General features: G+C 70.0%; 24 protein-coding genes. 3 read left to right on the forward strand and 21 right to left on the reverse strand.

Features of this window, described 5'->3' with window-relative positions:
- Nucleotide 1 precedes the first annotated feature (1 nt).
- From ACOOGH_RS06970 to ACOOGH_RS07030, 13 genes are all read right to left on the reverse strand, one after another.
- Nucleotides 2-892 (reverse strand): PolC-type DNA polymerase III, encoded by an 891-nt coding sequence (locus ACOOGH_RS06970; protein ID WP_420448232.1) that lies wholly within the window; start codon nucleotides 890-892, stop codon nucleotides 2-4.
- Nucleotides 889-1536 carry a redox-sensing transcriptional repressor Rex gene (locus ACOOGH_RS06975; RefSeq protein ID WP_420448233.1) on the reverse strand — a complete coding sequence of 216 codons (648 nt, stop codon included), beginning with the start codon at nucleotides 1534-1536 and terminating at the stop codon, nucleotides 889-891. Before ACOOGH_RS06975 ends, ACOOGH_RS06970 begins: the two co-directional genes overlap by 4 nt.
- Before the next feature lie 54 nt (nucleotides 1537-1590).
- Nucleotides 1591-2427, reverse strand: a complete 837-nt coding sequence (gene rsmA / locus ACOOGH_RS06980) for a 16S rRNA (adenine(1518)-N(6)/adenine(1519)-N(6))-dimethyltransferase RsmA (RefSeq protein WP_420448234.1) — start codon at nucleotides 2425-2427, stop codon at nucleotides 1591-1593.
- Complete coding sequence (locus ACOOGH_RS06985; protein ID WP_420448235.1) at nucleotides 2424-4229, reverse strand: PP2C family protein-serine/threonine phosphatase; 1806 nt, start codon at nucleotides 4227-4229, stop codon at nucleotides 2424-2426. Before ACOOGH_RS06985 ends, rsmA begins: the two co-directional genes overlap by 4 nt.
- A 19-nt stretch (nucleotides 4230-4248) precedes the next feature.
- Nucleotides 4249-4581 (reverse strand): STAS domain-containing protein, encoded by a 333-nt coding sequence (locus ACOOGH_RS06990; RefSeq protein ID WP_420448236.1) that lies wholly within the window; start codon nucleotides 4579-4581, stop codon nucleotides 4249-4251.
- Nucleotides 4578-5432 carry a phosphate acyltransferase gene (locus ACOOGH_RS06995; protein ID WP_420448237.1) on the reverse strand — a complete coding sequence of 285 codons (855 nt, stop codon included), beginning with the start codon at nucleotides 5430-5432 and terminating at the stop codon, nucleotides 4578-4580. Before ACOOGH_RS06995 ends, ACOOGH_RS06990 begins: the two co-directional genes overlap by 4 nt.
- 5 nt (nucleotides 5433-5437) lie before the next feature.
- Nucleotides 5438-5935, reverse strand: a complete 498-nt coding sequence (coaD, locus tag ACOOGH_RS07000) for a pantetheine-phosphate adenylyltransferase (protein WP_420448238.1) — start codon at nucleotides 5933-5935, stop codon at nucleotides 5438-5440.
- Between the two features lie 19 nt (nucleotides 5936-5954).
- A complete protein-coding gene (locus ACOOGH_RS07005) occupies nucleotides 5955-6530 on the reverse strand; it encodes an RsmD family RNA methyltransferase (RefSeq protein ID WP_420448239.1) in 576 nt (191 codons plus the stop codon).
- A 13-nt stretch (nucleotides 6531-6543) separates the two neighbouring features.
- A complete protein-coding gene (locus ACOOGH_RS07010; protein ID WP_420448240.1) occupies nucleotides 6544-7263 on the reverse strand; it encodes a zinc ribbon domain-containing protein in 720 nt (239 codons plus the stop codon).
- Between the two features lie 40 nt (nucleotides 7264-7303).
- A complete protein-coding gene (gene dnaG, locus ACOOGH_RS07015) occupies nucleotides 7304-9145 on the reverse strand; it encodes a DNA primase (protein WP_420448241.1) in 1842 nt (613 codons plus the stop codon).
- A 66-nt stretch (nucleotides 9146-9211) separates the two neighbouring features.
- Nucleotides 9212-11596 carry an endonuclease MutS2 gene (locus tag ACOOGH_RS07020; RefSeq protein ID WP_420448242.1) on the reverse strand — a complete coding sequence of 795 codons (2385 nt, stop codon included), beginning with the start codon at nucleotides 11594-11596 and terminating at the stop codon, nucleotides 9212-9214.
- A 5-nt stretch (nucleotides 11597-11601) separates the two neighbouring features.
- A complete protein-coding gene (locus ACOOGH_RS07025) occupies nucleotides 11602-11937 on the reverse strand; it encodes a histidine triad nucleotide-binding protein (protein ID WP_420448243.1) in 336 nt (111 codons plus the stop codon).
- Nucleotides 11934-12701: an RsmE family RNA methyltransferase gene (locus tag ACOOGH_RS07030; protein WP_420448244.1), complete on the reverse strand. Its 768-nt coding sequence runs from the start codon at nucleotides 12699-12701 to the stop codon at nucleotides 11934-11936. The genes ACOOGH_RS07025 and ACOOGH_RS07030 overlap by 4 nt, the downstream gene beginning before the upstream one ends.
- 251 nt (nucleotides 12702-12952) lie before the next feature.
- On the opposite strand from ACOOGH_RS07030, the gene tkt reads away from it, so the two are divergent.
- The 3 genes from tkt to tal are packed head-to-tail and all read left to right on the forward strand — an operon-like array spanning nucleotide 12953 to nucleotide 16658.
- On the forward strand, nucleotides 12953-15013 hold the full coding sequence (gene tkt / locus ACOOGH_RS07035; RefSeq protein ID WP_420448245.1) for a transketolase: 2061 nt from the start codon (nucleotides 12953-12955) through the stop codon (nucleotides 15011-15013).
- The gene (rpiB, locus tag ACOOGH_RS07040; protein ID WP_420448246.1) at nucleotides 15010-15471 is read left to right on the forward strand and encodes a ribose 5-phosphate isomerase B; all 462 of its coding nucleotides are present in this window, start codon (nucleotides 15010-15012) and stop codon (nucleotides 15469-15471) included. Before tkt ends, rpiB begins: the two co-directional genes overlap by 4 nt.
- Nucleotides 15472-15506: 35 nt before the next feature.
- Nucleotides 15507-16658 (forward strand): transaldolase, encoded by a 1152-nt coding sequence (gene tal / locus ACOOGH_RS07045; RefSeq protein ID WP_420448247.1) that lies wholly within the window; start codon nucleotides 15507-15509, stop codon nucleotides 16656-16658.
- Here tal and dnaJ read toward each other — a convergent pair.
- Genes dnaJ through ACOOGH_RS07085 form a run of 8 tightly spaced genes read right to left on the reverse strand, consistent with a single transcriptional unit; the run spans nucleotide 16648 to nucleotide 24598 of the window.
- Complete coding sequence (dnaJ, locus tag ACOOGH_RS07050; RefSeq protein WP_420448248.1) at nucleotides 16648-17817, reverse strand: molecular chaperone DnaJ; 1170 nt, start codon at nucleotides 17815-17817, stop codon at nucleotides 16648-16650. The genes tal and dnaJ overlap by 11 nt on opposite strands.
- The gene (gene hrcA / locus ACOOGH_RS07055; protein WP_420448249.1) at nucleotides 17814-18857 is read right to left on the reverse strand and encodes a heat-inducible transcriptional repressor HrcA; all 1044 of its coding nucleotides are present in this window, start codon (nucleotides 18855-18857) and stop codon (nucleotides 17814-17816) included. Before hrcA ends, dnaJ begins: the two co-directional genes overlap by 4 nt.
- Nucleotides 18854-20008, reverse strand: coding sequence for a radical SAM family heme chaperone HemW (gene hemW, locus ACOOGH_RS07060; protein ID WP_420448250.1), 1155 nt, complete (start codon nucleotides 20006-20008; stop codon nucleotides 18854-18856). The genes hrcA and hemW overlap by 4 nt, the downstream gene beginning before the upstream one ends.
- Nucleotides 20008-21189: a DNA-processing protein DprA gene (gene dprA / locus ACOOGH_RS07065; RefSeq protein WP_420448251.1), complete on the reverse strand. Its 1182-nt coding sequence runs from the start codon at nucleotides 21187-21189 to the stop codon at nucleotides 20008-20010. The genes hemW and dprA overlap by 1 nt, the downstream gene beginning before the upstream one ends.
- Nucleotides 21186-22232: a GTPase ObgE gene (obgE, locus tag ACOOGH_RS07070; RefSeq protein ID WP_420448252.1), complete on the reverse strand. Its 1047-nt coding sequence runs from the start codon at nucleotides 22230-22232 to the stop codon at nucleotides 21186-21188. The genes dprA and obgE overlap by 4 nt, the downstream gene beginning before the upstream one ends.
- Nucleotides 22217-22915, reverse strand: a complete 699-nt coding sequence (locus ACOOGH_RS07075; protein WP_420448253.1) for a carboxymuconolactone decarboxylase family protein — start codon at nucleotides 22913-22915, stop codon at nucleotides 22217-22219. The genes obgE and ACOOGH_RS07075 overlap by 16 nt, the downstream gene beginning before the upstream one ends.
- On the reverse strand, nucleotides 22905-23906 hold the full coding sequence (locus ACOOGH_RS07080) for an asparaginase (RefSeq protein ID WP_420448254.1): 1002 nt from the start codon (nucleotides 23904-23906) through the stop codon (nucleotides 22905-22907). The genes ACOOGH_RS07075 and ACOOGH_RS07080 overlap by 11 nt, the downstream gene beginning before the upstream one ends.
- Entirely contained in the window at nucleotides 23903-24598 is a 696-nt protein-coding gene (locus ACOOGH_RS07085; RefSeq protein ID WP_420448255.1) for a TIGR04282 family arsenosugar biosynthesis glycosyltransferase, read from the reverse strand. The genes ACOOGH_RS07080 and ACOOGH_RS07085 overlap by 4 nt, the downstream gene beginning before the upstream one ends.
- Nucleotides 24599-24603: the final 5 nt, after the last annotated feature.

Below are 24603 nucleotides of genomic sequence, written 5' to 3' on the forward strand. Positions count from 1 at the left end.
CCTATCGCTCATGCCGTTTCTCGCGCTGTTCATGTTGTGCGGAGTGCCGTTCCTTCCGCTTGCCGCGCCCGCGTCGCGGAACCGGGCCGAGAGCTTTGCGGAGGGCAGGCCACGTCGTCCAGCCCCGCCGCTCCGCGTCCGCGAGCATGTGGACGAGGATGCGGGCCGTCGCGACCGCGTCACCGCGCGCACGGTGACGCTCGCTGATCTCGATCCCGTAATAGTCGGCGACCGCATCCAGGCCTCGGCGCTCGAGTCCCGGGAGCAGGCGGCGCGCCATGTGGACCGTGCACAGGCGAGGTCCGCGCGGGACGCTGGCCCCGGTCCGCCGCATCTCGGCACGCAGGAAGCCCCAATCGTACGCCGCGTTATGGGCAACGAAAACCCGGCCACGGAGGCGCTCGCGCACCGGATCACAGATCTGCGCGAAACTCGGCGCCCCGCGCGTCATCTCCGTGCGGATGCCGGTAAGCCGTGTGATCCACGGCGGGATCGCCACGCCCGCATCCACGAGGGTGGAGTAGCATCCCCCGATGGCGCCGCGATCCACATCCACGATCGCGATCTCCACCACCCGGCCGCTTCCCCCGGCGGTGCCGCCGTTCGTCTCGACATCCACGACAGCGTATCGGAGGTCACGCAGCCCCTTCCCCGTCCGCTTCCGGGTGCGCGTGCTCCCTTCGGCCAGCTTCCAGTCGTCGCCGCCCACGCGGGCCACCCCGGGGATCCCCTCGAGCAACTGTGCAACGAGCCGCCGGGCCATGGTCGGCGGGCACCCGTGCATGCCGAGGACCTCGGCCGCCAGATCCACGGAAGAGCGGGGACCGTCCTCGAGACGGCGCAGCGCCTTGCGCACCAGTACCCCGTCCGGCGCGAAGTGCACACCTGTCACGCGTCACTCCCGGTACGCCGACGCGCCTCCGCCATCAGATAGCTCAGCCCTTCGAGTTCGAGCACGATATCCACTGTGCGGATCGGCACCCCGTTCACCTCGGAGAGTTCGACCGGCGCAAAGTTGAGGATGGCTCCGACACCCGCCCGCTCGAGTTCCGCCGCAATCTCCGGAGCTACTTCCGTCGTGGTCGCGACGACCCCGATCTCGACACCGCACTCCGCGATGACCGTCCGGAGATCCGTCATGGGGCGGATCGAAAGCCCGAAGGCCCGCGTCCCGATCTTGGCCTCATCGATGTCGAACGCCGCGACGACGTCGAATCCGCGCGCCGCCAGCCCGCCGTAGCCGAGCAGCGCGGATCCGATCTTGCCCACGCCGACCAGGGCGAGCCTCCAGCTGCGCGAGAGTCCGAGGATCTCCTCCAGCGCCCGCACGAGCCCCTCGACCGAGTATCCGCGTCCACGCTTACCGAAGGACCCGAAGTGGCTCAGATCCTTCCGGACCTGGGCGGACGTGGCTCCCGAGGGTTCAGCGAGTTGCGAGCTGGATACGAACTCCGCCCCGGCTCGCTCGAGGTCGCGCAACATGCGGAGATACAGGGAGAGGCGCCGGACCGTCGAATCGGAAATTCTGCCGCTCATGCCCACCCTTGTGAAAGGTTTCACAAACCAAGATAGGGCGGGTTCGTGCTCAACTCAACGCGACCCGGCCTCTCCAGGCCCCTCCAGTAGTGCTGCGGCCAGCCGCACGAATGTGAGGGGATCCAGCGTTTCCGGCCGCGCCGCGGGATCGATCGAGAGACGCCCGAGCTCGGCGTCCACGTCTCCCGCGAACCGCAGCTCCGGCGCCGTGCGCAGTGTCTTCTGCAGCTGCTTGCGGCGACGGCTGAAACACGCGCGCGTCAGCGTCCTGAGCGCCACGGGGTCCACGCCGGCGGCATCCGGACGCGGCTCCAGGCGAACGACCGCCGAATCCACTGCGGGAACGGGACGGAACGCCTGCCGGCCCACCGGAAAGGCAAGCGAGGCGTCCGCGACCGCCTGCACGCCGACGGATAGCGCGCCGTACGCCTTGATGCCCGGGGGCGCCGTGATCCGATCCGCCACTTCCCTCTGGACGGTGAGCACGATGCGGTCGGCCGCAGGCTCGAGTTCAAGAAAGGCGAAGATGAGGGGCGACGTGATGTTGTAGGGGACGTTCGACACCACGCGGGCGGCAGGAGAGTCCCGTATGAACTCCGAGAGCTCGAGGCGAAGCGCGTCGCCTTCCACGACGTCCACGTCCGGCCGATCCCCCCAGCGCTCGCGCAGCCCGCCGGCGAGGTCCCGGTCCTTCTCGATGAGGACGAGGCGGCGGCAACACCCGACGAGGTACTGGCTCAGCTCGCCGTGCCCCGGCCCGACTTCGAGCACGACATCCTCGGGCCGCGCGTCGAGTTCCCGCACGATCTTGCGCTGGATGTTCGGGTCGACCAGGAAGTTCTGGCCAAGCGAGCGTTTCGCCCGCCGGGGTCCGGCCCCCCTTCCGGTCACAGCGAGGCCGCGACCGCCGTCCGGTCGTCCAGTCTCATCTCGTCGTCGCTGTCGGCGAAGAGGGCCGCCACAAGGGTCTCGGGGTCGAGATCCCCGCGGTCGATCCGTCTCCGAACGCGGGCATCCGGAGTTTCGAGGGGATCGCTGAGTTCGGCGAGGCCGTCGGTGAACGCCAGGAGCGTTTCGCCCGCGCACGGAAGACGAGCCTGCCGGTAGGGCTGGAGCGGGGCCACGCCGACCGGGGGTTCGAGGGCGGCGAGACGGCGGATCCCGTCCGATCCGAGCAGATACGCGTACGGGTGGCCCGCGTTCGCATAGCGCAGTTCGCCACGACCGGGATCGATGACCCCGTAGAAGAGGGTCATGTACATCTCGGTCGATGCGAGCGCCGCCCGCAGCTGCCCGTGCATCGCGTCCAGGGCGGCCGCGGGCTCGGCCTCTGTGCCGGTGGCCACGGCCACCGCACTCAGGGTGCGGGCCATGATGAGCGCGGCGGAGGGGCCGTGCGAACTCACATCGCCGAGCATGACGCCCAGGCAGCCGTCGGCGAGTCGGACGAGATAGTAGAAGTCCCCGCCCAGAGAGAGCGCCGGATCGCAGCGCGCCGCGACCCGTCCCAGATCGCGGAAATCTTCCGGCGGCGGCAGGAGTCGCAGTTGCAGGTCACGCGCGATCTCCAGTTCGGCGAGCACCCGCTCCCGGCGCAACCGTCGGGCGAGGAGCCGTTCCCGTGACTGTTCACCCTCGGCCACGGCGCCGAGCCAGCCCGAAAGGAGTGACGCGGCGGCATCGGCACGGCCGGCCGGCTCGTGGACCAGGCGCAGCGGTCCCGCATCGCCCAGCGGCCACGTCTCCCGGACCTCCGGCGGACTGCTCGAGCTCTCGTCATTCTCCCAGCTGTCGAACAGCACCTGCGAGCCGTCCTCGAACAGCCGGTCGAGCCGGAATTGCAGACCGGTGACATCGGCGAAGCGCCGCAGGAGCGGTTCGATCCTCACGAGAGGATCCGGTGCGCCCCGGAACGAGAGCGTGACCATGTTACCTGTATCGTTGAATGCGACGCCGTCCGCCAGTTGCTTCAGGAGAAACAGGCCGCGACCCCGGGGCCGCGCGATGCCGTCCCGCGAGATCGGCTCCGGCACCGCATCGGGGTCGAATCCGCCCCCTTCGTCCGAGACCTTCACGCGCAGGCCATTTATCCCCGCTTTAGCCGAGACGCGCACCACGGCGCCGGGACGGTCCCCGCTCCCGTACAGGATCGCGTTGGCCACGGCCTCGCCGAGCGTGACCCGGAGTCTGAATGCCGTTTCGCCATCCAGATCCGCGAGGTGTCTGCATGCCACGACGACTCTCTCCACCACGGCACGCTGGTAGCGCACGTTCGACGGAAAAACGACCCGGATCCGCCCCGATTCATCGACGTCGACATTCAGGTCGGGCGTTTCCGCGGGCGAGGTGTGCTTCCGCCACACGAGCCCGAGTTCGTCCGCGTTGAGAGGATAGAAGAGGTAGTCGGTCCAGTCCTCGGCCAGCGCGGAGCCCAGGCGATCGATCCAGGCCCCCTCGATGAGCGCCACGAGCGCCGGCGCAGGGCCGAAGCGCCGCCGCAGGTATGGCATCGTGGCGCGCGGCTCGGCGACATCCACCAGCACGAGATCCGTCGGGAGCACCGACAGAGGGCGCCCGAAGAGCCCGCGCACTTCGGGAGACGGGTCGATCTCCGCGGCGGCGGCGGCGACCGCCTGAAGCATGTCCGGCCGGCTGGAGAGGACCAGAATACGGGCCGCGTCGCCGTCCTTCATGCCGGAGCCGCGGCCCCGGTCAGGAGTCGCCGAGCGCGGCCGCCCGGGACTCGGCGATCTCGAACAGCGAGTCCAGTCTGGTGAGGGCAAAGAGTCGCCGGAGATCCTCGTTCAGCCCCGCGAGCTTGAGGCGTCCCCTCGCGTCGCGGATGTGCTTGGAGAGACTGACGAGGACGCCGAGGCCGGACGAATCGATGTAGTCGGCAGCGTCGAAGTCGATCACGAAGTCGGTGTTTCCCTCCGCCAGAAGCGCGAGCACGCGCTCCTTGAATTCGCCGCGGTTGTTGATCGTGAGCTGGCCACCCACCGCGACGACGGTGCGGGTTCCCAACGCTTCTATCGAAAACGTCATCCTTCGCTCCTCGGTGACATGAGGGCCGTGATGCAGGCGACATCCACGATATCGGAGACGGACGCGCCGCGGGAGAGGTCGTTCAGCGGTCGCCGCAGCCCCTGAAGAATGGGCCCCAGGGCGCGCGCTCCGGCGAGTCGCTCAAGCAGTTTGTATGCGATGTTCGCTGCGTCAAGGCCCGGGAACACGAGCAGGTTCGCACGGCCGGCCACGGGAGACCCGGGTGCCTTGAGCGCCGCGACGTCCGGTACGAGCGCCGCGTCGGCCTGCAGTTCCCCATCCGAAGCAATGTCCGGTCGACGGCGGCGAAACAGTTCGAGCGCCTCCCGCACATGATCCACCGCCGGCCCCACTGCCGAACCGAGGGTGGAATACGAGAGGAAGGCGACGACGGGCTCGTCTCCCGCAATCGCCCGGCGCGCGTCACAGGCGGCCGAAGCGCTGTCCGCCATCTGGGCCGGGGTCGGCGCCGGAACCACCGCGGTATCCGTAAGCGTGAGCACTCGCTCGCCGGGACCGGGAAGGACCATGTGGAAGGCGGCGGAGACCGTCTCCACGCCTTCGGCCAGGCCAACGACCCGGAGGCCGGCCCGGATGACGTCCGCCGAAGAGTGCACGGCGCCCGCCACGACTCCGTCCAGCTCCCCCGCCGCGAGGCGTTGCGCTGCCCCTGCGAGGCCACCCGCGGCGGGACCGATCTCGACGGGGCGGACCCATCCCTCGTCGCGCAACCGGCGAACCGCCCGCGCGGTGCGGGACTCATCCGCCTCCGGAAAGCCGATGCGCCGCTCCAGGACCGCGGCCCGCGCCCTCAGCCGGTCGATGAAGTCCGGCCGGGTCGGCGGCGACATCACTGCTACCCGTCGCGCCCGAACGCGCGGTCCATGCGGGCCTTCACGGCGGGGCTCACGAAGTCCGTCACATCTCCACCGAGCCGTCCTACTTCCCGCACGAGCGAGGAGCTGAGGAACGTGTGACGTGTGGAGGGCGCCATGAAGAGCACCTCGACTTCGGGCCAGAGCGAGCGGTTCATGAGCGCCATCTGGAACTCGTACTCGAAGTCGCTGACGGCACGCAGCCCGCGGATGATGATCCGGGCCTCGCGGGCGCGGGCAAAATCCACGAGCAGTCCGGAGAAGGAGGTCGCCTCGACCCTGCGCTCGTCCGCGAACACTTCGCGGATGAGCTCGACTCGCTCCTCGATCTCGAAGAGCCCGGACTTGGCCTGCGTCGCGGTCTCCGCCACGGCGACGATTAACCGGTCCACGACCGCCAGGCTCCTCCGAACGATGTCCTCGTGTCCGACCGTCAGCGGGTCGAACGACCCGGGGTACACGGCGACGGCGTTGTTCATCGAGTTCCTCGGTTCCCGGTCAGGGTGTTCGGGTTGACGCGCTCGCCGGAGCCCGGAACCGGCTGACGCAGATGTCACCGTATTCCCTCGTCCAGTCGGCCACCGCCGCCCATGTGGCTTCCGGGCCGTGTTCCACCCACAACTGCGCGGCAAACGGACGGGTCCGGAAGTGCTCGACCAGCCGCGCGCCATCTGCGGAGGCGTACGGTGGATCGGCCAGGACCAGGTCCAGAGGCGCCCGCGGACCATCCGGGCCGCGCACCCTGTCGAGACCGTCGACCCAGGCGATGGCATCGCCCCGCACCACCTGCGATCTGTCCGCCACATCGAGTGCCGCGACATTGCGCTGCAGCAGCGCCGCCACCCGACGATCCGCCTCGACAAAATGGACGTGCGCCGCGCCTCTCGACAACGCTTCGATTCCCAGGGCCCCGGTGCCGGCGTAGAGATCGGCGACGAGCGCACCCTCGACCTCGCCCCCGAGCGCGGAGAACCACGCCTCCCGGACGCGCTCCGCCGTGGGACGGGTGCGCCGTCCCCGGGGGGCGTCGATGAAGCGGCCGCCCAGATCTCCTGCGATGATGCGAAGTCTCAAGTCGCGGGGCGCGTCAGGCTGTGGACCCCGGATAGAGGATGATCCCGCAACCCTCGCACACGGCGAGATGTCGACGCGCCCGAATCTCGGCTTGACGCTGCTTCGGGACCGCCGTGTAGCACCTCCCGCAGGCCCCGTCGACGGTGAGTTCCGCGAGCGCCGCGTGGCGCCCCCCGCCACCGGCGGTGCGGTAGAGTTGCAGCGCCCGTCGGTCCAGCCGGCTCTCGTGCGTTCTCCGGCTGACGCCGCAGTGCTGGAGGTCCCCCTCCAGACTCGCCCGCAGCTCCTTGACCGCAGTGCTCCTCTCCGCCAGCTGCCCGGTCGCCTCTCGCAGCTCCGCCTCCGCCGAACGCAGAGAGCCGCGTGCATTCTCCACATCCTGCATCGCGTCGAGCTGGTCGTCTTCCGCCGCCCGCAGGTTGCGCCGGGCCGTGTCCGTTTCGCTCCGAACCGCGAGATGCTGCTGCATGTTCGCCACCGCGACAGACCGAGCCTCGAGACGCTTGAGCGTTGCCCTTCCAGCTTCCACGGCCCGGTGAAATTGCCGCACGCGCCCTTCCGCCTCGTCCGCCTCGGCCCGGATCCGCGCGACCTCCGACTCCAGCGTCTCGACGGTTTCCCGGAGTCCGGTCACCTCCCGGCCGAGACTCCCCAGTTCATCTTCTATCTTCAGGATCCTGTGATCGATTTCCTGAAGAGTGAGTAACTCCTCGACGATATCGGTCGCTTGCATACTCTCCCCGATTGTGATCACCGCGTGGTTGAACTCCGCTTCACGCGGGCGGCATTCCGCCGCCGGCCGCGCCGGCGCCCGACCGGTCTCCCGACCGCGGGCGTCTCGCTTCGAGCACCGGCATGAACGTCCCCGACTCGCCCGCGTCACGAAGTTCGCGCACGAGTTCCTGCTTCTCACTCAACAATCGACGTTGCTGCTCCGGCTCCGCAAGCGCGATCGCGCGCCCGATCTCCTCGATCCGTTCACGATGCCGGCGATAGCGAAGGCGTCGCACCACAGCCTCGAACACTCGCGCGGCGTCGGGCAACTCCCGGTCGGACTCTCTCAGTCTCGTCGCCAGCGCCCTGGCGGCGTCGGTAGCGGACGTCCAGTCCGGAGAATCGATGCCCTCATCAGACGCCGTCGACAGGATCTCGAACAGCTCGCGGCCCCGCGAGTCGGACATGTGGTCGGGCGAGAGCCCGACGCGCACGGCCTGCCGCGTGAGTCCCGGGTCCCGAACGAGCAGGAGAAGAAAGTCGTGCTCGGTCCGCGATGCCAGACGCTGACCGGGCCCCGGGCGCTCCGGGCCGGCTGCCGGAGGACGGCGCTGAAGACGGGACCTCTCCAGGCGTGCGATCTCGTCCACCAGCGTCTCGCGCCGTATACCGAGTCCCTCCACCGCGCGGTCGACGTAGATGTCGCGGAGCGCCGCGTCGGCCACCGCCCTCAGGGTGCTGAGCAGGCCATCTACCGCGCGGCGCCGTCCATCCACCCGGTCCAGGTATCCCTCGCGACGGAGGATCTGGAGTTTTCGCTCGAGGAGGTCCACCGCGTCGTCCATGAGGTGCCTCATCGCGGCCGGACCGTCACGCCGGATGAGGGAATCGGGATCCTCGCCCGAAGGGAGCGACACGACCATCGGGTGGATTCCGGCGGCGAGCAGGATGTCGCCGGTCCGGAAGGTCGCGCGCAGCCCGGCGAGGTCGCTGTCGTAGAGCAGGTAGGCCCGTTTCGTGTATCGGCCGATGCGGCGGGCCTGGTCCGCCGTGAAGGATGTCCCCAGCCCGGCCACCGCGAAGCCGAGGCCGGCCCGGTGGAGCGCGATGACGTCGGTGAACCCTTCCGCGATCGCCGCGTGGCCCTCGCGGCGCATGGCGTGGCGGGCCCGGTTGAGTCCGTACAACTCTTCGCCCTTGTGGAAGACCGGCGACTCGGGCGAGTTGATGTACTTGGGCGCGTCGGAGGCCGGGTCGAGGATCCGGCCTCCGAAACCGATCGGCCGCTCGCGCAGATCGTCGATCGTGAACATGAGACGCCCGCGAAAGCGGTCGTACGGCTCCTCGGCCCTCTCGCTCGTAGCAAGCAACCCCAGTTCGAGCAGCGTCCGCTCCTCGATCCCGTGCCGGATCGCTGCCGTGCGCAGCGCCCGCCACTCATCGTCCGCGTAGCCCAGCCCGAAGTCCAGCGCCTCCTCCAGCGACAGGCCGCGTCCCTCGAGGTAGTCGCGGGCACCGGCGCCGGCGGGTTCACGCAGCCGACCCTGGAACCATTCGGCCGCGAAGGCGAGCACTCCGCGCAGCGCCGCATGCGGGTCCTCGCGCTGCTCCTCCCGGTCGGGAACCTCGATCCCGACTCGCGCTCCCACGTGGCGCACCGCCTCCGGGAACTCGAAGCCGAGGTGCTTCATCATGAAGCCGAAGACATCCCCGCCTTCCCCGCAGACGAAGCACTTGAAGATCTGGCGCTGCGGGTCGACGGCGAAGTTCGGGCCGTCGCCGCCGTGCAGGGGGCAGGGTCCGCGGTAGCTCTTTCCCGATCGTCGAAGCTGGACGTGCTCTCCGACGATCTCGAGGATGTCCGCCCGCGCCCGGATGTCCTCGACGAGGCCGTCGCTCACCACGATCGCACCCCCGCCCCTGGACCCGCGCGGCCCGTCAACTCACGTGCACCATTCAACTCGCGCCTACTCGAATTCCACAACTGTGACGCCTGTGCCCCCTTCGTTCGATTCACCGGCCCTGAAGCGCCGGATCCGTGGATCCCCGACGAGTAACTGCCCGACTCGCTTCCTGAGCGCCCCCGTCCCCTTGCCGTGAATGATCCTGAGCCACGGGAGATCGCCGACCACGGCCGCATCGACGGCCGGGTTGAGCGCTCCGTCCACCTCTTCGACGCGCAAACCCCTGAGATCGACCTCTGTGGCGACCCTCAGTTCCGGTCGGCGTGCCGTTGACCCGCCCGACTCGCGGGCACCGCTCGGCCCGGACGAACGGGCTGCCCGCGCAGAATGGGGCGTCAGGTCCCGCAGCGGTACCGTGAGCCGCAGTGCCCCCACCTCGATGACGCCGCGATCCTCTCGAACCTCGACGAGGCGCGCGGGTCGGTCGGACGCGTTCCAGCGCACGGCATCGCCGGCTCGCACCGTCGCCTCTTCCGACGGAGATGCGGGCTGGCCCAGCGAGCGAAGGGCTCGAGATGACGCCCGCAGCGCCCGCTCCACTTCCCCTCGTGCGGCTCGCTTCGCCTCCCGCCGGCCCGCCTCATCCCCCGCGGCGAATTCGGACTCGAGGCGCGAGATGGCAGCCTCCACACGCTCTCGCGCCTCGCGCAGAGCGGCCTGCCGCTCCGCCTCCCGCTGCCGAGCGGCCGCACGCTCGGAATCGACCAGCGCGGTCTCCCTGACCGCGAGTTCGCGCTCGCGCTCGACCGTCTCTCCGGCACGGCGCTCGAGCTCGGCGCGAAGGTCTTCGACCTCGTCCCGTTCCGCCTCAAGGCGCGCGACGAGCGTGTCCAGCGAGACGTGCTCCGGTCCCAGTCGGTCGCGAGCGGCGGCGAGGACATCTTCCGGGACCCCGAGCCGCGCCGCGATGACGAGCGCGTAGCTGCGACCGGGCCGGTCCCTGACGAGACGGTACGTCGGTTCGAGTCGCGTACCATCGAATTCCAGCGACGCGTTCACGGCGGCCGCCTTCTCGTCCCCGAGGCGCTTGAGGTCGCCGAGGTGCGTCGTGGCCACCGTGAGACGAGCCTGCCCCGCCAGCCGTCCGAGCGACGCCGACGCGAGGGCACCCCCCTCCGCCGGGTCCGTGGCGCTTCCGATCTCGTCGAAGAGGATGATGTCCCGGTCCCCGGCCTCGTGCAGGATTTCGGCCAGGTTGCGCGCCTGCGCACCAAAGGTGGAGAGCGACGCATCGATCGACTGTTCGTCGCCAATGACCGCGAAGAAGCGGCGGAAGAAGGGGATCCGGCTCCCGGCACCGAGCGGCGGCACGACCCCGCTCTGCGAGAGCGCGGACAAGAGGCCCAGCGTCTTGAGCAACACCGTCTTCCCCCCCGCGTTCGGGCCCGAGACGAGGAGGACGCGCTCGCCCGCCGAGAGATCGAGGTCGAACGGGACCGCCCCGCCCGCATCGAGGGCGAGCAGGGGATGACGCGCCCCTCGAATGTGGATCCCTTCGGAAACCGCCTCGACGAAGGCTGGGGGCGTGGCGTCCATCTCACTCGCGAACAGCGCGCGGGCGCGCAGCGCATCCAGCTCCACGAGGGCGGCGTACGAGGCGGCGAGTTCGGGCGCGCGGGCGCGGAGGGCCGAGGAAAGGTCCCGCAGAATCCGCTCCACTTCGCGGGCCTCGCGAAGTTCCAGTTCTCGGATCTCGTTCATCGCCTCGATGGCGCGGGAAGGTTCGACGAACAGGGTCTGACGGCTCGCGGAGGCGTCATGTACGAGGCCGCCCGCGACCCCCTTCCCCTCGCGGCGGACCGGGATGCAGTAGCGGCCGTTCCGGACCGTGACCGAGGCGTCGGGCACGCGAACGCGTTCCGGTAGCGAGCGGGCGTAGCGCGTGAGTTCGTCGACGAGGCGGCCGCGCCGCGTCCCGAGTGCCCGCCGGATGCGCCGAAGCTCCGGGGAGGCCGCATCCGCGACCGCGCCCGTGGCATCAAAGGTGCGCGAGATCAGCTTCTCGAAGGCCACCTCTCCCCACAGCCGCCGTACCTGCTCTGCCGGGAGGCCATCGGGATCGAGGCGCGGCTCCAGTCTGCGCGCGGCGCGCGCCACGGCCATGACCTGCCCGCAGGCACGCAGTTGGGGAGCCTCGAGCGGCGCATCCTCGATCGCGAGCCGCCGGAGAGCCCCGTCCAGCGGCGCGATCGGGTCCAGCACCCAGCCGTCTCCGCTCTCGAGGAGCTCCCGCAGTTCGTCCACCGCCGCGAGTGCGCGTCCGGCGAGTGTCGCATCCGGCAGGGGGCGGAGCGCGCGCACGGCCGCGCGGCCCGGTTCGGAGACGGCGCGTTCGCCGATCGCCGCCAGCACGCGGTCGAACTCGATCACTCTGAGCGCGTGATCCACGGTCGCTACCCCGGCGGCCAGCCCATGCGGCGACCACCGAGCACGTGGAAGTGCAGATGGGGTACGGCCTGGCCACCATCATCGCCGACATTCGTTACGATCCGATACCCGCCTTCCAGTCCCTCGGAGCGGGCCACGGCCGCGCACGCGAGGAGGAGTTGCCCTCCGAGCGCCTCCTCCGGCAGGGTTGCGAGACTCGACACGTGCGCCCGCGGGACGACGAGCACATGTACGGGCGCCTGCGGTTCGAGATCCCGGAACGCCACCCATCCGTCCGTTTCGGTGACCATTTTCGCCCCGATCGCCCCGGAGGCGATGGCGCAGAACACGCAATCCGTCATGTCGTCCCGTCCTCGTCTGCCTCGTTCTCTTCGTCTGCCAGGATGGCTGCCGCCGCCGCGGCGGCCACCACTGCCGCCGTCTCGAACCTCAATGTCGCCGGGCTCAGGGAAAACAGTTCGAAGCCCGCCTCCGAGAAGCACCGACGCTCCGCACTCGTCAGGCCGCCCTCCGGCCCCACGGCGACGGTCAGCGGGGGGCCGGCCGGTCCCGCCCGCGAGTCCCGGGGGATCCCGCCGCCGAGCAGCGGCCGCCCCTCCTGGTCCGCGAGCCACCCGGTTCCCTCATGGCGGCCGAACGCCTCCTCCGGCTTCACGAACCCCTCCAGCCGAGGGAGCCACCCGCGGCCCGATTGCTTCAGGGCCGCCCTGGCGCGGCCCTCGGCCCGCCTAAGGAAGCCTCCGGAGCGACTGCCGTCGGCCACCGAGCGCGACCGCTCCCACTCGATCCACGTGATCGTGGCGACGCCCAACTCAACGACCTTCTCCACGAGCCACAGGGAACGATCGCGATTCGCCACGGGGGCCCACAGATGCAGCGGGAGGGGGGGGCCCGACGGGAGGGGAGCGAGCAGCCGGCAACTCGCCCGGCGCCGGTCCAGTCCGACGAGTTCCGCCTCCCACGGACTGCCGGCTCCGTCGATGAGCAGGAGCCGATCCCCGGGACGGATCCGGGCGGCACGGACATGGCCGACCTCGTCACTCGCGAGTTCGGCGCGCGCGCCGGCTTCAAGCCCCTCGATACCGTCGGCGAAAAACGTCCGCAACGACGTCCGCGACGCTGGTGATTCCCTGCCCCGGCCGTCATCTCGAGCACTCACAACGGGCAACGTATCCGCCGTCGGCGGGCCATCGCCACCAACGTCGCGGGCTTCGGCGTGGAGGCTTTTGCGGGGGCGCCCCGATCCCTCTATGTTCGCTGCGCCGAAGCGGCCCGCCCATCACGAGTTGTCTCGCGCGGCCTCCGGCTTCCCGGCAGTGGGCCAGCCAAGGGCGACCAACCCGCGCGAGGGGGCTATTGAACGAGACAAAGACCGCCGAAGCCGTTTCCAGGTCCGCCGCTCCGAGCGCGGATCCTTCCGTAGAATCCCAGTCCGTCGACACCATCCGCACGCTCGCCATGGACGCCGTCCAACGGGCCGGCTCCGGGCATCCCGGAACCGCGATGGCGCTTGCCCCGGTGGCGTACACCCTGTGGATGCGCCACATGCGGTACAGTCCGCGGGACCCCGCATGGTTCGGGCGGGATCGCTTCGTGCTTTCCGCGGGCCACGCGGCGATCCTCCAGTACGCCGTGCTCCACCTCACCGGATTCAACCTCTCCCTCGAGGAAATCCGCAACTTCCGTCGAGCCGGCAGCTGCACGGCGGGCCACCCCGAGTACGGCCATGTCGATGGCGTCGAGACGACGACCGGCCCGCTGGGCCAGGGCGTCGCGAACTCCGTGGGGATGGCGATCGCCGAAACGCACCTGGCGGCGGTGTTCAATCGCCCGGACCACGCGATCATCGATCACCGGACGTACGTCATCTGCAGCGACGGCGATCTCATGGAGGGCGTCTCGTACGAAGCCGCCTCGCTGGCCGGGCATCTCGGGCTCGGCAAGCTCCTCTGGCTCTACGACGACAACAGGATCACGATCGATGGGGATGTAGATCTCGCCTTCTCCGAGGATGTCAGGGGACGCTTCGAGGCGCTGGGGTGGCACGTTCAGTCCGTCGGGGACGCGAACGACGTGGCGGCGCTCGATGCGGCCATCGAAGCCGCCGGCAGCGTCGAGGATCGGCCCTCCCTGATCGTCGTCCGCTCGCACATCGGCTACGGCTCGCCCAACAAGCAGGACACGGCCGCCGCGCACGGCGCTCCGCTGGGCGAGGAAGAGATCCGGCTCACCAAGGAGGCGTACGGCTGGCCGGTGGAGCCTCCGTTCCTCGTGCCGGATGCCGTCCGGGACCACATGGGGCGGCAGGTCGCGCGCGGCGAAGCGCGCGCCGCGGAGTGGTCGGAGCGCTTCGAGCGATACCGCGCGGCGTACCCGGAGCTCGCCACGGAGCTCGAACGCCGCATTCGGTCGGATCTGCCCCCGGCGTGGGATGAGGATCTGCCCCGGTTCGCGGCGGGAGACGACCCGATCGCGACGCGGGCGGCCTCAGGCCGGATCCTGACCGCGCTCGCTCCCCGGCTCCCCGAACTCATCGGCGGGAGCGCCGACCTGTCGGGCTCCAACAACACCCTCATCGAGTCACCGAACTTCTCGAGAGATGAACCCGAGGGCCGCAACCTGCGCTGGGGCATCCGCGAGCACGCGATGGGTTCCATCGCGAACGGACTCGTCCTCCACGGCGGGGTCCGGCCGTACATCGCCACCTTCTTCACGTTCACGGACTACGCCCGCCCGTCGATGCGGCTCGCCGCCCTGATGGGACTGCCCAATATCTACGTGATGACGCACGACTCGATCGGGCTCGGAGCCGACGGCCCGACGCACCATCCGATCGAACACCTCGCCTCCTTCCGGGCCATGCCCGGCGTCGTCGTGCTGCGGCCCGCCGATCCGGAGGAGACCGTGCACGCGTGGCGCGTCGCCATCGAGCGGGGCACGGGGCCCACGATTCTCGTGCTCACGCGGCAGAAGGTCCCTCATCTCGCCCGCGGGGCGGACGCCGCCCGTCACGGCGTGCCGCGCGGGGGCTACGTCCTCAGACCGGAATCCGGCCCCGTTCAGGTCGTGCTGGTCGGGACCGGTTCGGAACTGCAGGTGGCCGTTGAAGCGGCGGAAGCCCTGGAGGCCCGGGGAGTATCGGCGCGTGTGGTCTCGTTCCCGAGTTGGGAACTCTTCCGCGCACAACCGCGGGCGTACCGGGACGAGGTCCTTCCTCCCGGCGTGCCGAGGGTCGCGATCGAAGCCGGCGCCACGCTCGGGTGGACGGAATGGATCGGATCGGACGGCGCCGTCATCGGCATCGACCGCTTCGGACAGTCCGCATCGGCGGCGGACAACTTCGCCCGCTTCGGATTCACCGCGGAAGCCCTCGTCGCGCGAGCCCTGGAGGTTCTGGCGGCGGCGCAGCCGGCGTGAAGCTCGCCCTCGGCGCGGACCACGCGGGGGTCGGCTACAAGGACACCCTCGCCGCGGAGCTTCGCGAGGCGGGTCACGAAATCATCGATGTCGGCACGCACGGGACCGATTCCGTCGACTACCCCGACTACGCGTTCGCCGTCGCCGAGCAGGTGGCTCGCGGCGAGGTGGAACGGGGCATCGTCATCTGCGGATCCGCCGTGGGCGTCTGTATCGCCGCGAACAAGGTGCCGGGCGTACGGGCGGGCGTCTGCCACGATACGTACTCGGCGGCGCAGGGGGTCGATCACGACGACATGAACGTCCTCTGCATGGGAGAGCGCGTGATCGGGATCGCTCTCGCACGCGCGATCGCCGACGCGTTTCTGGCTGCGGATTTCTCGGCCGAACCGAGGCATCAGCGTCGGCTCGGCAAGGTTCTGGACATCGAAGCCCGACATCTGAAATCGGACAGCTGACACACATCGCGACACAGGACGGGAGGCGGAGAGAGATGAGCGCGCTGCTTCAACTGCAGGAACACGGCCAGAGTTACTGGCTCGACAATCTGACGCGCGGGATGCTGGTCGACGGAGAGTTGGCGCGTCGGGTCGAGACCGAGGGGTTGAGAGGAGTCACCTCGAATCCCGCGATCTTCCATAACGCGATCACCGGCAGCGCGCAGTACGACGACGACATCGCCCGCTTCACCGCCCACGGATTCGGCGTCGAGGAGGTCTACGACCGGCTCACTATCGCCGATGTCCAGAGCGCGTGCGACGTCCTGCGGGGCGTGTGGGAGACTTCGGACGGGGTCGACGGGTACGTCTCGCTCGAGGTGTCCCCCCATCTGGCGAACGACACCGACGGCACCGTGCGGGAGGCCCGGCGGCTTCATGAGACGGTGGCCCGCGAGAACGTCCTCATCAAGATCCCCGGGACCCCCGCCGGCGTTCCCGCCATCCGGCAAGCGCTGTTCGAGGGCGTGAACGTGAACGTGACGCTCCTCTTCTCCATCGCAGCGTACGAGGCGGTTGCGGAGGCGCACATGGAGGCGCTGGAGCAGCGGATCGAAGCCGGACGGCCCGTCGACAATGTGGCCTCGGTGGCCAGCTTCTTCGTGAGCCGGATCGACGCGCTGACCGACCGCCAGCTCGGCGCGCTGGCCGGCGCCGGGGACATCGACCGCTCCCGCTGCGAGGCCCTGCTCGGGCGGGCGGCGATCGCCAACGCCAAACTCGCCTACGTCGGCTTCCGGCGTCGGCTGGCCACGGACCGCTGGGCCCGGCTCGCGGCGCTCGGCGCCCGTCCGCAACGCATGCTGTGGGCGAGCACGAGCACCAAGAACCCTGCGTATTCGGACGTAATGTACGTCGAGCCTCTCATCGGCGACCTGACGGTCAACACGTTGCCGGAGAACACGATCGACGCCTTCCGGGACCACGGGCGCGCGGCCTGCACCCTGAATGAAGGCGTGGAGGAGGCCCGCCGCACGATGACGGAGTTGGCTGCCGTGGGAATCGACTTCGACGGAGTCACGGATCAACTCCTGGCGGAGGGGGTCGAGAAGTTCGCCGATCCGTTCGACCGGCTCCTCGCGAGCCTGGAGGAGCGGATGGCGCGTGAGCCGGCGGCTGCCGTCGCGGCTGGATCCGCTACGCCGTAAACGCCGCCTTCACCCGATCCCAGAAGCTCGGATCCTCGCCCCGGCGGGGCTCCGGAGGCGCATCCTCGATCTCGCGCAGCGACTCCAGAATCTCGCGCTGACGCCGGGTAAGTTCGCTCGGGGTCCATGTGTGCACCCGCACCAGCTGGTCCCCGCAGCCCGAGGCCCGCAGGCGCGGCATTCCCTGCCCTCGAAGCCTCAGGATCTGCCCCGCCTGGATGCCAGCCGGCACCTTGAGCCGCGCCTGCCCGAGGATCGTCGGCACGTCCAGTTCGTCGCCGAGAGCCGCCTGAGAGAATGTGACCGGCAGGTCCAGGACGAGGTCGTCGCCCCTGCGCTCGAAGCGGTCGTGGGGCTCGACCTCCACCTGCACGATGAGGTCCCCCGGCGGCCCGCCGCGCGGACCCGCATTGCCGCGTCCGCGCAGCTTCAGGTAGTCGTCGGATGAAATGCCGGCGGGAATCTCGATCTCGACGGATCGGTCGACCCGCACGCGACCGGTTCGCCGGCAGTCGCGGCACTCGTCCGCGATCCAGGTGCCTTCCCCGCCGCAGGCGGAGCAGGGCCGCACGGAGACGAACTGTCCCAGCATGGAGCGCTGAACCATGCGCACTTCGCCAGCTCCCTGACACGTCCCGCACGTCGAGGCCGTGCTCCCCGGTTCGGCCCCCGTCGTGTCGCAGCGCTCGCAGTCGTCCAGAGCGGAGACGCGAAGGGAGCGCCGGGCCCCCTTCGCCGCTTCCTCAAGGGTGATCGCGACGGAGACCTTGAGCGTCGAGCCGCGGCGCGGCTGGTTCGGGGATCGCGCCTCCGCGAAGAGGTCGCCGAAACCGGCGCCCCCGAAGCCGCCCCCCCCGAACTCCCGCATGAACACGTCGAAGGCGTCGGAGACGTTGCTCAATCCCGAGAACGGCGCCTCGCCTCCTCCGCCCCGCCGTACGCCGGCCTCGCCATACCGGTCGTACAATTCCCGCTTCCCCGGGTCGCGCAGCACCTCCCACGCCTCCGTCACCTCCTTGAACCGCTCCTCCGCGTCGGGCGCGGCATTACGGTCCGGATGGTATTCCATGGCGAGGCGCCGGTACGCTTTCTTCAGCTCGTCCGCACCCGCGTCGCGGGACACGCCGAGCAGCTCGTAGTAGTCGCCGTTCCCGCTCACGGGGTCAGTCGCGTGAGAAGATCGGAGGTCCAGTCGACGATGGAGACGACCTTGTCGTACGGCATCCGCGTGGGCCCAATGACGCCGACGGTGCCTTGGAGACTGCCGACGGCATAGTTCGCCGTGACGATCGTCAGATCCTCGAGTTCGGGCTGGCCGTGCTCGCCGCCGATCGTGACGTGGGGACCGTCCGAGCCACCGCGATCGCCGAGCACGGAAGCGAGCAGCTCCCGGCGCTCGGTGAGAAGCAGGAGCTCCCGCAGACGCTGGCTCGTCGTGAACTCCGGCTGCTCTGTCAGCGCCGCGGCGCTCCCGAGGTGGATCTCCCGCTCACGGCGGGCCCACTCGAAGATGTCGGGACCGCTGTGCACGAAGATGTTCATCAGTTCCTGGGCGCCGCGGTTTTCGAAGCTCAGGTCGCCCAGCCGTTCGCGGAGGGTCGCCTGGATCTCGGAGATCGTGCTGCCCGCCAACCGTTCGTTCAGCGCCTGAGACACCGCCTGGAGCGTCGCCCGCGGTACGCGCGTGGCCACGTCCACGTATACGGTGCGCACCACGACGGACTCGATCGTGAACACCAGGAGCACCTTGTCGCTCGAGAGCGGCACGAGTTCCAGACGTTCGAGCGTCGCAGTTGCGAGCGTGGGGCCCACCGCGAGGCCCAGTTCCCCCGTGAGGAGGCTGAGGACGCGCGCCGCTTTGCCCATGAGGTCCTCGACCCCTCCGGCATCGATGTCCCCCAGCTCGCGTTCGATCTTCGCCCGGTCACGCTCCCCGATGCTGCCCCAACGCATGAGCGCATCGACGTAGTACCGGTACGCGAGGTCCGTCGGAAGTCGCCCGGCGGAGGTGTAGGGGTGGGAGAGGAGCCCCTTGCTCTCGAGGTCCGCCATCGTGTTGCGGATCGTCGCGGGCGACACTCCGAGCGCGTAGTCCTTCCCGATCCTTCGCGAGCCGGCCGGCGCGGCCGTGCGGACGAAGGAGTCGATGACCGCCGCGAGGACGGCCTGTTCGCGCTCTGTCAGTGTTGGCAGGGTCATGCTCTTTCGGCCCCGGCGAGTTCGGCGGCGATCTCATCCAGGCGGAGCCAGCCTTCGATCGTCGCTGCCCAACGTTCTCCATGCTCCTCCAGCCACCCGGCCTCGGCCCAATCGTCGAGGCGGGGTCCATCCGACGAGAACTTCCGCGTGAAACCGGGCGTCAACCCGCGATTCGTACGAAGACCCAGCCAGATGCGTTCCAACTCTTCCTCCTCCGGCCCGATGGTTTCCCATCCGTCGAGCGGACCGCGGCCCGCCTTCAGCGCGCGTTCATACCGGTCCCAGCGGAAGACGTTCCAACTGCGGATCGGTGGGATGAATCCATGAGCGGACGGGCCGAGGGCAAGATAAGGCGTTCGGTTCCAGTACGACCAGTTGTGGCGGCACTGATCTCCCGGCCGGGCGAAGTTCGACACCTCGTAGTGTTCATACCCGGCCGCCCGCAGATCGCGCGACAGGAGTCGGTACTCATCCGCGTAGCGCCCTTCATCCGGCGCCCCCACCCGCCCCAGGCGGATCCACTCGGCGAGCGGTGTGCGAGGTTCGACCGTCAGGCCGTACAGACTCAGGTGAGACACGGCAAGCGTAGCGACGGCTTCCACTTCCGCTTCGAGGTCGCGCGTGACTTCCGAGGGGAGACCGAAGATGAGGTCCACGCTCACGCGTTCGAATCCGGCGTCCCTCGCCTCCGCGACGGCGTCCGTGGCCCGGCGCCGGTCGTGCAGCCGCCCCAGCCAGGTCAGAACCGCGTCGTCCAGGGCCTGCACGCCGAGGCTCAGCCGGTTCACGCCTGCCGCCCGCCAGCTTGAACCGAGGCGTGCGTTGAAAGACGCGGGGTTCGCCTCGGCCGTCCATTCCGTATGGGCGGGGTCGATTCGGAACCAGGCGGAGATCCGCGAGGCCAGTTCCTCCATCCCGGCGGCCCCCATGAGTGAAGGCGTTCCGCCCCCCACAAAGATCGTGTCGAGCGTGTCCCCCGGATCCCATCCGTTGCGCTCGAACCACCAGGCGAGTTCAGTGTCGATCGCAGTGAGCCAGCGGGACACCGGCGGGGTCGACGCGCGGTGGACCGAGAAGTCGCAGTAGTGACAGCGATGTGCGCAGAACGGAAAGTGCACGTACAGGGAGCGTGGCGGACTCTCGCCTGACATCAGCATCCGCCCCGCCGCCCGACGGCGGCGAAGTTCCCTCCCGGCCGGCGTTCGACCCACCCCTCCAGTTCCAGCCTCCCCAGTCCGCCAAGCACCTTCGCGACGGGCATCTCGAGACCGACGGCCAGTTCGTCCGGCGAACACGGCCCCCGCGACAGCGCTCCGAGCAGGCGCATGTCGCGAGAGGGTCCCTCGCTCACCGGCGCGGACCCTTCTTCCGGCTGTGGCCCCTGCGGCTCGAGCCGCAGCCAGCCCAGGGCGTCGAACACATCCTGCACGCCGGCCACGAGCCCGGCGCCCTGCCGCAGGAGGCGAAGGCACCCGGCCGCGCCGGGATCGTCGATCCGGCCGGGCACCGCGAGGACTTCGCGGCCCAGGTCGAGCCCGTGGTCCGCCGTGTTGAGCGCCCCGCTCTTTCCACCCGCCTCCACGACGATGACGCCGCGGGCGAGCGCGGCGATCACGCGGTTGCGGCGCGGAAACGCCGACCGCGTGGGTGGCGCCCCGGGCTCGAACTCGCTCAGCAGGATCCCGTGCAAGCGCATCCTCCGGTACAGGTCGCGGTTCTCGGCCGGATATTCGTGATCGTGTCCGGTGCCCAGCACCCCGATGGTCCGTCCGCCGGCGTCGAGGGCGCCCGCGTGGGCCGCCGCGTCGACGCCGCGGGCCATGCCGCTCACCACGGTCCAGCCCCAGCGCCCGAGTTCCCGGCCCAGGGTGTAGGCCGTGCGCAACCCGTAGGACGACGCGGCCCGCGTGCCCACGACCGCGATCGTCCGCTCAGGATCCAGCTCGCCGCCCCCGCACTGGAAGAGCACGGGGGGCGGATCGAGGAGATCGCGCAGCCCGACGGGATACGCGACCTCTCCGCAGCCCGTGTATCCCGTGACGCCGAGCTCTTTCTCCGTCACCTCGCGCAGCAGCGCTTGCGCCGCCGTCTCGGCGACAGGCCCCAGTGCCCGGACCGTCCTCGCCAGCGGAACCCGCCCGCCGCGGCGTAGCCCGCGCAACTCATCCGGCGCCGCCCGGCGCAGGGCCGCAAGCGCCTTCGACGCTCCGCCGTGCCGGTCGACCAGGCGCCGAACGGTACGCAGCCCGAGGCCGGGCGCGCGGGCCAGGACCACGAGCGCCGCCAACTCCCGGTCCCTTGCTCGCTCCTCCGCGGAACGGGTCCCCGTCACGGGCGCCACGCCTCGGCGCTCCCGAACGGGTCCGCCTCCGCTTCCTGCGCCGCCGACTCCTTCTCTTCTCGCACGCGCGCCCAGAGACCCTCGAGCGCGCGATCGAGGCCGGCCCCTGTCACGGCCGAGATCGTGAACTGGCCCCAGCTCCCGGGAGCCTCGACCGACACCGGCCGCCCCGGCTCGGCGGAACTCAGGTCGGCTTTCGTGAGGAGGACGCAGTGCGATATGCCGGCCAGCGCCGCGTCGTGCGCCCGCAGCTCCTCGCGTAGCAGGTCGTACGTCGCCTGTGGATCCGCGTCGTCCACCGGCACGAGGAGCGCAAGCGTGCGTGTACGTTCGATGTGGCGGAGGAACTGCGTTCCCAGGCCGCGCCCCGCGTGGGCTCCTTCGATGATCCCCGGGATGTCCGCCATCACGAACGAGCGACTCCCGCTCAGGCCCACCACCCCCAGGTTGGGTGTCAGCGTGGAGAAGGGGTACTCCGCGATCCGGGGCTTCGCCGCCGTGACGCGTGCCAGGAGCGTCGATTTTCCTGCGTTGGGCTCGCCTACCAGACCCACGTCGGCAATGAGCTTGAGTTCCAGTTCGACATGCCTCTCCTCCCCCCACTCCCCGGGTTCCCATTCGCGCGGCGTCTGTCGGGTGGGCGAGGCGAAGCTCGCGTTACCCCGTCCCCCGCGGCCGCCCCGCGCCACGACGAGTTCATCGTCCTCATCGAGCAGTTCTCCGACCCGTTCTCCGGTCTCGACATCGCGCACGAGCGTCCCGAGCGGTACGGGCAGCCGCAGGTCTTCGCCCGAGGCTCCGTCCCGGTTCTTCCCTTCCCCGTGGCCGGCGCGCCCGGCTTTGTAGTGCTCGCGGTACGAGTAGTCGAGCAGCGTGTCGAGCCGGCGATCCGCAACGAGAATGACGTCCCCGCCGTCGCCGCCGCGACCACCGGCAGGCCCTCCGCGCGGTACCCCCCTCTCGCGCCGGAAGGCGACGGCGCCCGCGCCGCCCGCTCCTCCGGCTACGTGTATTCTCGCTACATCGACGAACAAGATTCCCCCTCCACCTTCCGCCCCGGGTTCCTCCCCGAGTCCTGTTCCGCACGATCCGCAACTTCCTCCCAGATCGCGAGCATCCTCGCGGCATCCGCTCCGACGGAAGCCGCAGGCCCGGCGCCCCCCCGGCTGGCCGCCCGCACGCCGACGTTGAGCGCCGCCTTCACCCGCCACGCCGGAGCCCCGACGTTCAGTGCGCCGTGAAGGTGCGCGCGGAGTTGCCGTTCGTGCCCGGCCGCGGCCAGCAGCCCCACGATGCACAGTTCCCGCGTCTCGACCGAAAGCCGCGGACGCGACAGCGTGCGCCCATACCCATGCTCGACCATCCAGACATCCAGATCCGGGTGCAGGCGGCGGACATGCTCGCGAAGCCGTTCGTACACGTCCCCGTATACGGCCCTGCAGAGTGCCTCGCCGTCTCCAGCCCGATCCGCCGGCACCTGTTCCATCCCGGCCTCGCTCCCGGTCATCCTTCTCCACTCCATGAACGCGTCCAGCACCGCGGGGAATCCGACGAAGAGGTGCGCCTGCAGAAGCGCCTCCTCCACCTCCGAGCGGTTCGCGTGCGCGGCTGCCGCCTCGAGCGCCATCCGCCGGCGCTCGACGCTCCGGCATGCGAGGGCCGCGGAGACCTGTACCAGCGCCCCGGTGCGCGCGTCGAGTCCCGTCTCAGTTTTCATGAGCTGCCACCGACAGCACACCGACATCGTCCCCGCGCGTGTTCCGGACCACCGGACGCGCAAGGCTCGTCAGACGTCCGATCTCCTCCGGCTCCAGCAGCGACAACGTCGCGAGCGCGTGCACAACCGCCGGCCCCAGAGGCCGCGTTGCTCCATCCAGCACCTTGAAGGCCGCACCCCATGTCCCGTTGGTGCCCCACGTGCCGTCCGTGCCCGCAAGGCAGAAGACCCCCTCCGCCCCCTCCTTGGCGAGAATCCGACCCTCACTCGCCCGCATCAGGTTCGCCGAGAGCGCCGTGGGTCCTGACACCAAGGTCGGGCGCGTTGTCATCGCCGTAACAACTGATCGTACGGCCGCCTCCGTCGAGGCCCCGAACTCCGCGAACACCCGTGCCATGTCCCGCAGGGGGAGGGCCGGGGTCGGCAGGCCGCAGCCGTCCGTCCCCCACGGCAGCCGCCCGCAGTCTGCGCGCAGCCACGTCGAAAGCTCGCGCCGGATCGTCCGCTGCAGCGGGTGCTCCGGTTCCTGGTATCCCGTCACAGACCAACCGCGCGCGACGCACAACGCCAGCAGCGCCGCGTGCTGGCCCGAGCAATTGTTGTGGATCCGCCCAGGCAGCCGCCCCGCCCGATCCATCCTCCGGGCCGCCCCCTCGTCGAACGGCCGATGAGGCCCGCATGCGAACATCTCCGGAGTCAACGCCGCGGCGTCGATGACCGACCGCACGACGTCCAGATGCCGTGGCGTGCCGTGATGGGAAGCACACGCCAGCGCGAGCGCCTCCGCCCCGAGCCCGAGGCGCCCGAGCACACCGTCTCGGACCACCGGCAGGACCTGCAGCGGCTTCATCGAAGAACGCCAGAAAGCCGTCAGTTCCGGATCGCCGAAGGCGTGACGCCGGCTGGAGCCGGCTTCGTGGACGATCCCGTACACCAGATGCGTCGATTCCCGTTGGCCGGCCCGCTCCAGCGTGACCTGGATCGCGTTCACCGCCCACTCGCTCCGGTCGCGGGGGCCCGGGCGAGCCGCGCCCATGCCCGGGCGGTCGCGCTCCCGTCCGTCAGATCCCGGACCATGTGGTCCAGGTCCTCGGGACGATCCACGTCGTACCACTCCGGCAGTTCCGTGCAATCGAGCCGCAGCGACGCGATGCGCGCGCGCGTCCAGGCGAGCAGTCCCGGCGTCGACCAGGGGGCGTCGGCGAAGAGCCTTCGAGCCATCGGCCAGACGGATCGCTGCGCTCCGATGGTGTAGTAGCCCCCGTCGCGGGTCGGCCCGAGGACGAGAGGGGTCGCCCCGAGCGCGTCGAACGCGGCTTCGACATGACCCGCCGGGAGCGTCGGATGGTCGCTTCCCACGGCAACCGCACGCTCCGTCCCCTCACTGAGCGCACAGGCGAACGCCATCGCGAGCCGGTCGCCCAGCGAACCCTCGGGCTGAAGACGGATGCGGGCCCCGGGATACCGGGCCCCGAGCTGCTCCAGCGCTCCCGGCCGTGCCGGCACCCACAACTCCACGCCCACTCCGTCCGGGGGAAGCCGCATGGCATCATCGAGGAACGCCTGGTAGAGCGCGGCGGACCCTTCCCCGGTCAGCCGGGGCTGCAGGCGCGTCTTGACATGGCCCGGCTCAGGCAGGCGGCCGAAAACGAGAAGTCTTCGACACGAACTCTCGCGGTTCAAAGCAG

The organism is Candidatus Palauibacter sp., assembly GCF_965213655.1.
Classification (GTDB): domain Bacteria; phylum Gemmatimonadota; class Gemmatimonadetes; order Palauibacterales; family Palauibacteraceae; genus Palauibacter.